This window comes from Polynucleobacter rarus, assembly GCF_003072505.1.
In the GTDB taxonomy this organism is placed as follows: domain Bacteria; phylum Pseudomonadota; class Gammaproteobacteria; order Burkholderiales; family Burkholderiaceae; genus Polynucleobacter; species Polynucleobacter rarus.
Map to the genome: position 1 here is coordinate 2,575,257 of NZ_NTGB01000001.1, position 12,688 is coordinate 2,587,944.

The following is a 12,688-nucleotide window of genomic DNA, read 5'->3' on the forward strand; positions in this document are numbered from 1 at the left end:
ATTAGTTACGCTCCATATCGATATCTATACCCAATGATCTAATTTCTTTTACTAGAACATTGAAGGACTCAGGCATACCTGCTTCAATGCTGTGATCGCCTTTGACGATACTTTCGTAAACCTTCGTACGTCCATTGACGTCATCCGATTTAACTGTAAGCATCTCTTGCAACACATATGAAGCACCATAAGCCTCGAGTGCCCAAACTTCCATCTCACCAAAACGCTGACCACCGAATTGTGCTTTACCACCAAGCGGCTGCTGTGTAACAAGTGAATAAGGACCGGTTGAACGTGCATGCATCTTGTCATCAACCAAGTGATGTAATTTCAATACGTGCATTACACCAACTGTTACATTGCGCTCAAAAGCATCCCCAGTCTGTCCATCAAACAATTTCATTTGTTGACGTGAAGCATTCATTTGTAAAGGACCAGCTATTTCTTCAGGGTAAGCCAAGTTCAACATTTTCGCGATTTCTGCTTCCGTTGCACCGTCAAACACTGGCGTTGCAAATGGTGAACCTTGACGTAAGTTTCTTGCCAACTCGAGGATTTCCTCATCTGTCAAACTATCCAAGTCTTCTACTCGACCTGTTTCGTTATAGAGGCTATCGAGGAATTTACGTAACTCTTGAACTTTAGTGTGCGCATGCAACATTGCTGTGATGCGTTTACCAATACCAAGGGCTGCCCATCCTAAATGGCTCTCTAAAATCTGACCGACGTTCATACGTGAAGGAACACCTAATGGATTTAAAACGATATCCACTGCAGTTCCGTCCGCCATGTAAGGCATATCTTCGACTGGAGCAATTTTAGAAACAACCCCTTTATTACCGTGACGTCCTGCCATCTTATCGCCAGGCTGTAAGCGTCTCTTAACAGCTAAATACACTTTAACCATTTTTGTTACGCCAGGTTGTAATTCATCACCCTGTGTTAATTTACGATTCTTTTCAGAGTACGCTTCTTCAAACTGCTTACGCTTGAGTTCGATTGCGTCTTTAATTGACTCAACCTGTGCTGCGAACTCTTCATCTGCTAAGCGAATATCAAACCAATGATATTTCTCAACAGTTGATAAATAGTCTTTAGTAATCGCAGTACCTTTGTTTAATTTACCCGGACCACCATTAGCAATCTTACCAATGAAGAGTTTTTCTAAACGACTGAAAGCGTCGCCTTCAACAATTCTTAACTGGTCATTTAAATCTAAACGATAGCGATGTAACTCTTCTTGAATAATAGATTGAGCACGTTGGTCTCTTTCTACACCTTCACGCGTAAACACTTGAACATCAATCACCGTTCCAGTCATTCCTGAAGGAACTCTTAAAGACGTGTCTTTTACATCAGAAGCTTTTTCACCGAAAATAGCACGTAGTAATTTTTCTTCTGGTGTTAATTGTGTTTCACCTTTTGGCGTCACTTTTCCAACCAATACGTCACCTGCTTCTACTTCGGCACCAATGTAAACAATACCGCACTCATCCAAACGGCTAAGTTGTGATTCAGCCAAGTTTGAAATATCGCGAGTAATATCCTCAGGTCCTAATTTTGTATCACGAGCAACAACGTTTAGTTCTTCAATATGAATAGATGTGTAGCGATCTTCAGCCACCACTTTTTCTGAAATCAAGATTGAATCTTCGAAGTTATATCCATTCCAAGGCATAAATGCAATGGTCATATTTTGACCAAGTGCTAATTCACCTAAGTCTGTCGATGCGCCATCTGCAACCACATCCCCACGAGCAATCTGATCACCAACTCGTACGATCGGACGCTGATTGATGTTGGTATTTTGATTTGAACGTGTGTATTTGATGAGGTTATAAATATCCACACCAACTTCACCTGCAGCTGTTTCATCATCATTGACTCGAATAACGATACGGTTTGCATCAACGTAATCAACGATACCGCCACGTGTTGCCATAACCACAGTACCAGAGTCGACTGCTACGATACGCTCTAAACCAGTTCCAACGAGTGGCTTACTTGGTCTCAAGCATGGTACAGCTTGACGCTGCATGTTCGCACCCATCAACGCACGGTTCGCATCATCGTGCTCTAAGAATGGCACGATTGAAGCAGCTGCTGACACAATTTGACTTGGCGCCACGTCAATGTAATTGATACGATCAGGTGTTACCATTTTGGTTTCACCAGCTTCACGTGATGATACTAATTCATCAGCTAACAAACCGTTTTCATCAATCGTTGCATTTGCCTGAGCAATTACATACTTCGCTTCTTCGATGGCTGATAAATAATCAACTTGTTCCGTTACCTTTTTATCAACTACTTTGCGGTAAGGTGTTTCTAAGAAGCCATGTTCATTTAAACGAGCAAATAAAGCGAGTGAGTTAATCAACCCAATGTTTGGTCCTTCTGGTGTTTCAATCGGACAAACACGACCATAGTGAGTTGGATGTACGTCACGTACTTCGAAACCGGCTCTTTCGCGTGTCAAGCCACCAGGGCCAAGCGCTGAGATACGGCGTTTGTGAGTGATTTCAGATAATGGATTGGTTTGATCCATAAACTGAGATAACTGTGATGAGCCAAAAAACTCTCTAATTGCTGAAGAAATTGGTTTACTGTTAATCAAATCGTGAGGCATTAAGTTTTCTGTCTCTGCCTGTCCCAATCTTTCTTTAACAGCTCGCTCCACTCTAGCTAAACCTGCACGGAATTGATTTTCTGCCAATTCACCAACGCAACGTACACGACGATTTCCTAAGTGATCGATATCATCTACTTCGCCTTTACCATTTCGTAAATCAACGAGTATCTTAATCGTGTCTAAAATATCTTCATGAGATAAAACCATTGAACCTTCCATCTCTGGACGATTCAAACGGCTATTGACCTTCATACGGCCTACTCTTGACAAGTCGTAGCTGTCTTCGTTAAAAAACAGTCTTTGGAAGAGAGCTTCTACTGCATCTTCTGTAGGAGGTTCGCCAGGTCTCATCATGCGATAAATTGCAATTCTAGCTTCTGGTTGTCCTGCAATTTCATCACCACGTAAGGTTTGTGAGATGAACGAGCCTTGATCTAAGTCGTTGATATAAATTGTTTCAACTTTAGTAACTCCTGCAACTCTTAATTTGCCGAGAATATCTTCGCTAACTTCATCATTAGCGTGGGCAAGAACTTCACCTGTTTCTTCGTCAATGATGTTCTTTGCTAGAACACGACCTAGTAAATAGTCATCTGGTGCATGAATAGATTTTGTATTAGCTGCTTCTAATTCTCTAATATGCTTTGCATTAATACGCTTATCTTTAGCGACGATAACTTTATCGTCACGATCCTTAATGTCAAATCTCGCTACTTCGCCACGCAGTCTCTCTGGCACGAACTCGATCGATACGCCTTCATTATTGACCTCGATATGATCAAAATTAAAGAAGTTCGCTAAGATCTGTTCATCATTTAAACCTAAGGCCTTTAACAATATTGTTACGGGCATTTTACGTCTACGGTCAACGCGGAAATATAAAATATCTTTAGGATCAAATTCAAAATCTAACCATGAACCACGATATGGAATAATTCTTGCAGAGAAAAGTAGTTTTCCAGAACTATGTGTTTTACCTTTATCGTGCTCAAAGAACACGCCAGGTGAACGGTGTAACTGAGAAACAATTACTCTCTCAGTACCGTTAATTACAAATGAGCCAGTATCTGTCATGAGTGGAATTTCTCCCATGTACACTTCTTGCTCTTTAATTTCTTTTACTTTAGTTGGATTCTCACGGTCGTTAATAATTAAACGTACCTTCGCTCTCAACGCTGAGTGAAATGTTAAGCCACGTTGTTGACATTCTTTAACGTCAAATGGCGGCGCTGAAAGTTGATATGAAACATATTCCATTTTCGCGTATCCATTGTTGGATACGATTGGAAAAATAGATAAAAACGCTGCTTGAAGGCCTTCGCTTTGGCGCGAGAGGCTATTGACTCTCTCTTGCAAAAACTTAGCATAAGACTCAAGCTGAGTTGTTAGTAAATAGGGTACCTGATGGTTATTCAGGCGCTTAGCAAAGCTCTTACGGATGCGCTTGCGTTCGGTGAAGCTATAAGCCATGTCATCTCCGAATTCGGCGACTGAAAGGGGATTTGGTGCTCGGCCTCTACCAAGCTCTGGCGGACAGCACGCACATCGGCGCACCCGACCAAATTTGCCAACTGCAGTCGTATCAGAAGGCAAACCAGATAACTCGTTGAATTATCTGGTTTGGCTACTAACCAAACCTCTCAAATGAGTAGTGTGGTGGTTATTAACCACCACAAATACATTATTTGATTTCGACCTTCGCGCCAGCTTCTTCCAATTTCTTCTTGGCATCTTCTGCTGCTGCTTTATCAACGCCTTCTTTAACTGCTTTTGGAGCGCCGTCAACCAAGTCTTTCGCTTCTTTAAGGCCAAGACCTGTAATTTCACGAACCGCTTTAATGACTGAAACTTTGTTTGCACCAAAATCAGCAAGAATAACGTTAAATTCAGTTTGCTCTTCTGCAACTGCTGCTGCAGCTCCAGGACCAGCTACTGCCATAGCTGCTGCTGATACGCCAAACTTTTCTTCGAATGCTTTAACTAAGTCATTCAAATCCATTACAGACATATTTCCTACTGCTTCGATAATTTCTTCTTTAGTAATTGCCATTTGTAACTCCTAATTCATATATGTTTAAATGCGACTGTTGCGATTAAGCAACAGGCGCTTCTTCGGATTTCTGAGCTGCTACAGCGCCAAGTACTCGAGCCATGCTCGATACAGGTGCTAGCATTACGCCTAGTAACATTGAGATTAACTGATCACGGCCTGGGATATTTGCAAGTGCTTTAACACCTTCAACATCCAATTGTTTACCGTTATAAGAACCTGCTTTAATTACTAAGGTATCCTTCGTTTTAGAAAAGTCATTTAAGACTCTTGCTGAAGCGATAGGGTCTACAGAAATGCCGTAAATCAGCGGGCCAACCATCGATTCACCCAATGCTTCGAATTGCGTTCCTTGAACAGCGCGACGAGCTAATGTGTTTTTCAACACGCGTAAATACACGCCTTGCTCTCTTGCGCTTGCACGAAGTTTTGTCAATTCGCCCACTGGAATGCCACGATACTCAGCTAGTACAATGGTTTGTGCATTGGCTACTTGCGCACCAATATCCGCCACTACCGCTTTTTTGTCATCCAAATTTAAAGGCATGTTTAACTCCATTTATCCCCATGTTTCCATGAGGGGTTGCACATCAGCGAATTCTTTTCAGGTTCGCCATCTACGCTGGTGATTGCTCATTAAGGACGGATCCGCCAACGGTCTTTGATGGCCGCTGACTTTTACATCAACGACCCAAAGTTCTTTTTGTTACTTAAGCGTTAATTGTTGATTGTTCGACGCGGACACCTACGCCCATCGTGCTAGAAACAGCAACTTTTCTTAAGTAAACACCTTTACTTGTAGCAGGCTTAGCCTTGCTTAATGCATCAAGTAATGCGGATAGGTTACTTTTTAATGCCGCTGGTTCAAATGAACGACGGCCAATGGTTGCGTGAATAATACCTGCTTTGTCCACTCTGAATTGAACTTGACCAGCTTTAGCATTTTTAACTGCAGTAGCTACATCTGGTGTTACTGTTCCAACTTTTGGATTCGGCATTAAACCACGTGGTCCGAGAATCTGGCCTAAAGCACCAACAATTCTCATCGTGTCTGGAGAAGCAATTAAGACATCAAAGTCCATTTTGCCATCTTTAATTTGCTCGGCTAAATCCTCCATACCTACGAGATCAGCGCCTGCAGCTTTAGCTTGTTCTGCTTTATCGCCTTGAGCAAATACAGCAACGCGAACTGACTTACCAGTACCAGCAGGCAGTACTACTGCGCCACGAACTACTTGATCAGATTTCTTCGCATCAATACCCAATTGAACAGCTACGTCAATTGATTCATCAAACTTTGCTGAAGCACATTCTTTAACGAGATTCAAAGCTTCGTCGATTGGGTACAACTTGTTACGATCAACTTTAGCTTGAATTGCTTGTAATCTTTTTGAAATTTTTGCCATGATTAGAGTCCTTCTACCGTAATACCCATTGATCGGGCGCTACCTGCAATTGTTCTTACCGCTGCTTCAAGATTTGCCGCTGTTAAGTCAGGCATTTTAGCCTTGGCAATTTCTTCAACTTGAGCACGAGTGATCTTACCTACTTTATCTGTATGTGGTCTTGCAGATCCCTTGTCTAACTTCGCAGCTTTTTTAATAAGCGTCGTTGCCGGTGGAGTCTTCATGATAAAGGTGAAGCTCTTATCAGCGAATGCTGTAATAACAACTGGAATTGGCAAGCCTGGCTCTAAACCTTGTGTTTGAGCATTAAATGCTTTACAGAATTCCATGATGTTCAAACCGCGCTGACCTAATGCAGGTCCGATTGGAGGCGATGGATTCGCTTTTCCCGCAGGTACTTGTAGCTTAATAAAGCCAATAATCTTTTTTGCCATTTTATAACTCCCTTAAAGCGCATCATAATATTGATCGCTGTTGAGTAAACGCTTCGTTAAAGCGGCAACCTTAACTCTGCTCCTCTGTTTGGCCTTCTTGCTTCCAAACTCCTTTTACATCTACTACTAAGCACTACATAAAACTTTAGAAAAATTACATCTTTTCAACTTGTCCAAACTGTAATTCAACTGGTGTACCGCGACCGAAGATTGTAACAGAAACTGTTAATCTTGACTTCTCGTAGTTAACTTCTTCCACATTACCATTGAAATCTGTAAACGGACCTTCTTTGACGCGCACCATTTCACCAATTTCGAATAATGTTTTAGGCTTAGGTTTATCTACCCCAGCTTGCATTTGATCCATTATTTTCTTAACTTCGGCAGTTGATATTGGTGATGGTTTATTCTTAATTCCACCAACAAAACCTGTAACCTTTGGCGTGTTCTTAACTAAATGCCAAGACTCATCACCGAGTTGCATTTCTATTAATACATATCCAGGGAAAAAACGTCTTTCAGAAACTGATTTAGTGCCGCCCTTAATTTCAATAACTTCTTCAGATGGGACAAGTATTCTACCAAACTGATTTGAAATTGTAGAACGGCCTATACGTTCCTCTAAACCTCGTTTAACACTTTTTTCCATGCCTGAATAAGCGTGGATAACGTACCATCGCATATTTTCTGCGGCTTGTGGATTTTGATCTGGTTGATCTACGTCTGTATTAGTCATATTTATTATTTCCATCCAAGTAATACTGAAAAGATAATCCATTCAATTATCTTGTCTGCACTCCATAGGAAAATTGCCATTACAGCAACAAAAGCAAAAACGATTAAAGTCATTTGGGTACTTTCTTTACGAGTAGGCCAAACTACCTTTTTAGTTTCGTTAATACTGTCTTTAGCATAAGCTATAAATTTTTTACCACTTGAAGTAATAGCTAATAAACCAATGGCTAATGCAATTCCACCAAGCAATACACCTAAACGTATTGCGAGTGATTCATTCACTAAACCATAGTAGCCAACTAAAGCACCAAGTACTAAAAGGATAGCCACTCCGACTACCCAATTAGACTCAACTACTTCGTTCGATAAGTTTTTTTGTTCTGACATTTTCTTTCAACCTTGCTTTTGGTGGCAGGGGCGGAGGGCATCGAACCCCCAACCTTTGGTTTTGGAGACCAACGCTCTGCCAATTGAGCTACACCCCTATACCTTAAGCAATAATTTTAGCAACCACACCGGCGCCAACAGTACGGCCACCTTCACGGATCGCAAAACGTAAACCTTCTTCCATCGCGATTGGTGCAATTAACTTCACGCTAATTTGTACGTTATCGCCTGGCATTACCATCTCTTTATCCTTCGGCAACTCAATCGCACCAGTTACATCCGTTGTACGGAAGTAAAACTGTGGACGGTAGTTGTTAAAGAATGGAGTATGACGGCCACCTTCATCTTTTGACAACACATAAACCTCTGCTGAGAATTCTGTGTGCGGGAGGATTGATCCTGGCTTACACAATACTTGACCACGTTCAACATCTTCACGCTTTGTACCGCGCAACAAGATACCAACGTTATCGCCAGCTTGACCTTGATCCAATAACTTACGGAACATCTCTACACCAGTACAAGTTGTCTTTTGTGTATCTTTGATACCAACGATTTCGATCTCTTCGCCAACTTTTACAATGCCACGCTCAATACGACCAGTCACTACTGTACCGCGACCAGAAATAGAGAATACGTCTTCTACAGGCATCAAGAATGTACCATCAATCGCACGCTCAGGTGTTGGAATATAAGTATCTAACGCATCCGCTAACGCCATAATCGCTTGCTTACCTAAAGGACCTTCGTCGCCCTCTAAAGCTAATTTTGCTGAGCCTTTGATAATCGGTGTGTCATCGCCTGGGAAGTCATACTTTGACAACAACTCACGAACTTCCATTTCAACGAGTTCTAACAACTCTTCATCATCCACCATGTCGCACTTGTTCAAAAACACAACAATGTAAGGCACGCCAACTTGACGAGCTAACAAAATGTGTTCACGTGTCTGTGGCATTGGACCATCAGCAGCTGAACATACTAAAATCGCGCCGTCCATCTGCGCAGCACCAGTAATCATGTTTTTAACATAGTCAGCGTGGCCTGGGCAATCAACGTGTGCGTAGTGACGATTCTGTGTCTCATACTCAACGTGCGCTGTATTAATCGTAATACCACGTGCTTTTTCTTCTGGAGCAGCATCAATTTGATCGTAAGCTTTCGCTTCACCACCAAATGCCTTTGATAATACGGTTGTGATGGCCGCTGTTAATGTCGTTTTACCGTGGTCAACGTGACCAATCGTACCGACGTTTACGTGGGGCTTCGTCCGTTCAAACTTCTCTTTTGCCATTTCCGCCTCTACTCAAAAAAATGATTACATTAATTTTATAAAACAACACCAATAATATGGTGACCTTTGGTGCTCATGGGCAGGATCGAACTGCCGACCTCTCCCTTACCAAGGGAGTGCTCTACCACTGAGCCACATGAGCGTTCAATCAAACCTATTTCACTGGAGCGGGAGACGAGGTTCGAACTCGCGACATCTTGCTTGGAAGGCAAGTGCTCTACCAGCTGAGCTACTCCCGCAAATCTAACACGTCACACTACTGCTTTACATCTGGTGGAGAGAGTTGGATTCGAACCAACGTAGGCGTAAGCCAACAGATTTACAGTCTGCCCCCTTTAGCCGCTCGGGCATCTCTCCGCGAACCTTAGATTGTCCTTCAATATCTATGTTTTTGTCAACCTTTTATGGACAACTATTGTAACTTTATTCATGTTTTAAATAAATCATGAATTATAAATCTGATTTAAAGCCACTTTTATGACGTTAAATATAAATTTTAAAAGCAAAAAACCCAGACTGTTAGGTCTGGGTTTTTCTTAAAGGTGCCTGGCAATTACCTACTTTCACACGGGTAATCCGCACTATCATCGGCGTAGAGTCGTTTCACGGTCCTGTTCGGGATGGGAAGGGGTGGTTCCAACTCGCTATTGTCACCAGGCGTAGAGGGTTGATCCATTCTATAAGAATGAATCCAAATTGAGTAAGCAAATGGTATTGAATCATGCACAAACATGTTTTATAACCAGTAATACTGCTGGTTATAGGATCAAGTCTAACGGGCAATTAGTATCAGTTAGCTTAACGCATTACTGCGCTTCCACACCTGACCTATCAACGTCGTGGTCTTCAACGACCCTTTATGGAGGTTAAACCTCCGGGAGATCTTATCTTCAGGCAAGTTTCCCGCTTAGATGCTTTCAGCGGTTATCTCTTCCGTACATAGCTACCCTGCGATGCTTCTGGCGAAACAACAGGTACACCAGCGGTACGTCCACTCCGGTCCTCTCGTACTAGGAGCAGCCCCCGTCAAATCTCCAACGCCCACGGCAGATAGGGACCAAACTGTCTCACGACGTTTTAAACCCAGCTCACGTACCTCTTTAAATGGCGAACAGCCATACCCTTGGGACCGGCTACAGCCCCAGGATGAGATGAGCCGACATCGAGGTGCCAAACACCGCCGTCGATATGAACTCTTGGGCGGTATCAGCCTGTTATCCCCAGAGTACCTTTTATCCGTTGAGCGATGGCCCTTCCATACAGAACCACCGGATCACTATGACCTGCTTTCGCACCTGCTCGACTTGTCGGTCTCGCAGTTAAGCACGCTTTTGCCATTGCACTTTAGGCACGATGTCCGACCGTGCCAAGCGTACCTTCGTACTCCTCCGTTACACTTTGGGAGGAGACCGCCCCAGTCAAACTGCCTACCATGCACTGTTCCCGACCCGGATAACGGGCCAAGGTTAGAACCTCAAACAAATCAGGGTGGTATTTCAAGGTTGGCTCCATCAGAACTAGCATCCTGATATCAACGCCTCCCACCTATCCTACACAAACCGGTTCAAAGTCCAATGCAAAGCTACAGTAAAGGTTCATGGGGTCTTTCCGTCTAGCCGCGGGTAGATTGCATCATCACAAACATTTCAACTTCGCTGAGTCTCAGGAGGAGACAGTGTGGCCATCGTTACGCCATTCGTGCAGGTCGGAACTTACCCGACAAGGAATTTCGCTACCTTAGGACCGTTATAGTTACGGCCGCCGTTTACTGGGACTTCAATCAAGAGCTTGCACCCCATCATTTAATCTTCCAGCACCGGGCAGGCGTCACACCCTATACGTCCACTTTCGTGTTTGCAGAGTGCTGTGTTTTTATTAAACAGTCGCAGCCACCATTTTATTGCAACCCTTTCGCCCTTTAACAAGCTACTTGGGCGTACCTTATCCCGAAGTTACGGTACAAATTTGCCGAGTTCCTTCTCCTGAGTTCTCTCAAGCGCCTTAGAATACTCATCTCGCCCACCTGTGTCGGTTTGCGGTACGGTCTTGATAGACTGAAGCTTAGAGGCTTTTCTTGGAACCACTTCCTATTGCTTCGCGAACAAGTTCGCTCGCCTCATACTCTTGAATTACGCTACCGGATTTGCCTAATAGCCTTCTCGAATACAAGGACCGGGACATCCAACACCCGGACAACATTCCGCGATCCGTCCCCCCATCGCATCTATCAATGGTCAAGGAATATTAACCTTGTTCCCATCAGCTACGCATCTCTGCCTCGCCTTAGGGGCCGACTCACCCTACGCCGATGAACGTTGCGTAGGAAACCTTGGGCTTACGGCGAGGGGGCTTTTCACCCCCTTTATCGCTACTCATGTCAGCATTCGCACTTCTGATACCTCCAGCATGGTTCACACCACACCTTCACAGGCTTACAGAACGCTCTCCTACCATCACTTACGTGATCCGCAGCTTCGGTTATATGCTTAGCCCCGTTACATCTTCCGCGCAGGACGACTCGATCAGTGAGCTATTACGCTTTCTTTAAAGGATGGCTGCTTCTAAGCCAACCTCCTGACTGTTTTAGCCTTCCCACTTCGTTTCCCACTTAGCATATATTAGGGACCTTAGCTGGCGGTCTGGGTTGTTTCCCTCTTGACGGCGGACGTTAGCACCCGTCGTCTGTCTCCCGTGCTTGCACTCTTTGGTATTCGGAGTTTGCTATGGCGCGGTAATCCGCAATGGACCCCACTACCATGACAGTGCTCTACCCCCAAAGGTGATACACGAGGCACTACCTAAATAGTTTTCGGAGAGAACCAGCTATTTCCAGTTTTGTTTAGCCTTTCACCCCTATCCACAGCTCATCCCCTAACTTTTCAACGTTAGTGGGTTCGGTCCTCCAGTACGTGTTACCGCACCTTCAACCTGGCCATGGATAGATCAACTGGTTTCGGGTCTACACCCAGCAACTAACGCCCTATTCGGACTCGCTTTCGCTACGCCTCCCCTAAACGGTTAAGCTTGCTACTGAATGTAAGTCGCTGACCCATTATACAAAAGGTACGCCGTCACCCCTTACGAGGCTCCGACTGTTTGTATGCACACGGTTTCAGGATCTATTTCACTCCCCTCCCGGGGTTCTTTTCGCCTTTCCCTCACGGTACTTGTTCACTATCGGTCGATTACGAGTATTTAGCCTTGGAAGATGGTCCTCCCATATTCAGACAGGATTTCTCGTGTCCCGCCCTACTTGTCTCTAGCTTAGTACCACTAATCTGTTTTCGTATACGGGGCTATCACCCTTTATTGCCGGACTTTCCATTCCGTTCTACTAACAAACTAGATATCACTAGAAGGCTGTTCCCATTTCGCTCGCCACTACTCTGGGAATCTCGGTTGATGTCTATTCCTCTGGCTACTTAGATGTTTCAGTTCACCAGGTTCGCTTCTTTAAGCTATGTATTCACTTAAAGATACCTCGTAAGAGGTGGGTTTTCCCATTCGGAAATCTGCGGATCAAAGTTTATTTGACAACTCCCCGCAGCTTATCGCAGTCTATAACGTCCTTCATCGCCTGTAATCGCCAAGGCATCCACCATGTGCACTTATTCACTTGATCCTATAACGAGCACCATTACTGACGCTGTTATAAGTTGTGCTTAAGATTTTTTAATTCCAAGCTGACATGCTTGTGCCGTATCCAATTCGTTATTTTTAATACTTAGTTGTTACTCATCTAAAGCTTAA

8 protein-coding genes, 4 tRNA genes and 2 rRNA genes are annotated in these 12,688 nt (G+C 43.8%); all 14 read right to left on the reverse strand.

Annotated elements, in window-relative coordinates; all coding sequences use genetic code 11:
* Position 1: 1 nt before the first annotated feature.
* A complete protein-coding gene (gene rpoB, locus AOC35_RS12465) occupies positions 2-4,102 on the reverse strand; it encodes a DNA-directed RNA polymerase subunit beta (RefSeq protein WP_108647459.1) in 4,101 nt (1,366 codons plus the stop codon).
* Positions 4,103-4,313: 211 nt separating this feature from the next.
* Positions 4,314-4,682, reverse strand: a complete 369-nt coding sequence (rplL, locus tag AOC35_RS12475; protein WP_108647464.1) for a 50S ribosomal protein L7/L12 — start codon at positions 4,680-4,682, stop codon at positions 4,314-4,316.
* 43 nt (positions 4,683-4,725) lie between these two features.
* On the reverse strand, positions 4,726-5,229 hold the full coding sequence (gene rplJ, locus AOC35_RS12480; RefSeq protein ID WP_108648835.1) for a 50S ribosomal protein L10: 504 nt from the start codon (positions 5,227-5,229) through the stop codon (positions 4,726-4,728).
* 163 nt (positions 5,230-5,392) lie between these two features.
* Positions 5,393-6,088: a 50S ribosomal protein L1 gene (gene rplA / locus AOC35_RS12485; protein WP_108647467.1), complete on the reverse strand. Its 696-nt coding sequence runs from the start codon at positions 6,086-6,088 to the stop codon at positions 5,393-5,395.
* A gap of 2 nt (positions 6,089-6,090) precedes the next feature.
* On the reverse strand, positions 6,091-6,522 hold the full coding sequence (gene rplK / locus AOC35_RS12490; protein ID WP_108647470.1) for a 50S ribosomal protein L11: 432 nt from the start codon (positions 6,520-6,522) through the stop codon (positions 6,091-6,093).
* A 154-nt stretch (positions 6,523-6,676) separates the two neighbouring features.
* Positions 6,677-7,258 (reverse strand): transcription termination/antitermination protein NusG, encoded by a 582-nt coding sequence (gene nusG / locus AOC35_RS12495; protein WP_108647472.1) that lies wholly within the window; start codon positions 7,256-7,258, stop codon positions 6,677-6,679.
* A gap of 5 nt (positions 7,259-7,263) precedes the next feature.
* Positions 7,264-7,644 carry a preprotein translocase subunit SecE gene (gene secE, locus AOC35_RS12500; RefSeq protein WP_108647475.1) on the reverse strand — a complete coding sequence of 127 codons (381 nt, stop codon included), beginning with the start codon at positions 7,642-7,644 and terminating at the stop codon, positions 7,264-7,266.
* 22 nt (positions 7,645-7,666) lie between these two features.
* Positions 7,667-7,742: transfer RNA gene (locus AOC35_RS12505), tRNA-Trp, on the reverse strand.
* 5 nt (positions 7,743-7,747) lie between these two features.
* Entirely contained in the window at positions 7,748-8,938 is a 1,191-nt protein-coding gene (gene tuf, locus AOC35_RS12510) for an elongation factor Tu (protein WP_108647450.1), read from the reverse strand.
* Positions 8,939-9,005: 67 nt separating this feature from the next.
* Positions 9,006-9,080: transfer RNA gene (locus AOC35_RS12515), tRNA-Thr, on the reverse strand.
* A gap of 21 nt (positions 9,081-9,101) precedes the next feature.
* Positions 9,102-9,177: transfer RNA gene (locus AOC35_RS12520), tRNA-Gly, on the reverse strand.
* 32 nt (positions 9,178-9,209) lie between these two features.
* A tRNA-Tyr gene (locus tag AOC35_RS12525) sits at positions 9,210-9,295 on the reverse strand.
* Between the two features lie 187 nt (positions 9,296-9,482).
* Positions 9,483-9,596 (reverse strand): 5S ribosomal RNA (gene rrf / locus AOC35_RS12530).
* A gap of 104 nt (positions 9,597-9,700) precedes the next feature.
* Positions 9,701-12,560, reverse strand: a 23S ribosomal RNA gene (locus AOC35_RS12535).
* Positions 12,561-12,688 lie beyond the last annotated feature (128 nt).

Excerpts from the sequence above, each read along its gene's own strand:
- nusG (WP_108647472.1), bottom strand. The coding sequence starts at position 7,258 with ATGACTAATACAGACGTAGATCAACCAGATCAAAATCCACAAGCCGCA.
- secE (WP_108647475.1), bottom strand. The coding sequence starts at position 7,644 with ATGTCAGAACAAAAAAACTTATCGAACGAAGTAGTTGAGTCTAATTGG.
- tuf (WP_108647450.1), bottom strand. The coding sequence starts at position 8,938 with ATGGCAAAAGAGAAGTTTGAACGGACGAAGCCCCACGTAAACGTCGGT.
- rplK (WP_108647470.1), bottom strand. The coding sequence starts at position 6,522 with ATGGCAAAAAAGATTATTGGCTTTATTAAGCTACAAGTACCTGCGGGA.
- rplA (WP_108647467.1), bottom strand. The coding sequence starts at position 6,088 with ATGGCAAAAATTTCAAAAAGATTACAAGCAATTCAAGCTAAAGTTGAT.
- rplJ (WP_108648835.1), bottom strand. The coding sequence starts at position 5,229 with ATGCCTTTAAATTTGGATGACAAAAAAGCGGTAGTGGCGGATATTGGT.
- rpoB (WP_108647459.1), bottom strand. The coding sequence starts at position 4,102 with ATGGCTTATAGCTTCACCGAACGCAAGCGCATCCGTAAGAGCTTTGCT.
- rplL (WP_108647464.1), bottom strand. The coding sequence starts at position 4,682 with ATGGCAATTACTAAAGAAGAAATTATCGAAGCAGTAGGAAATATGTCT.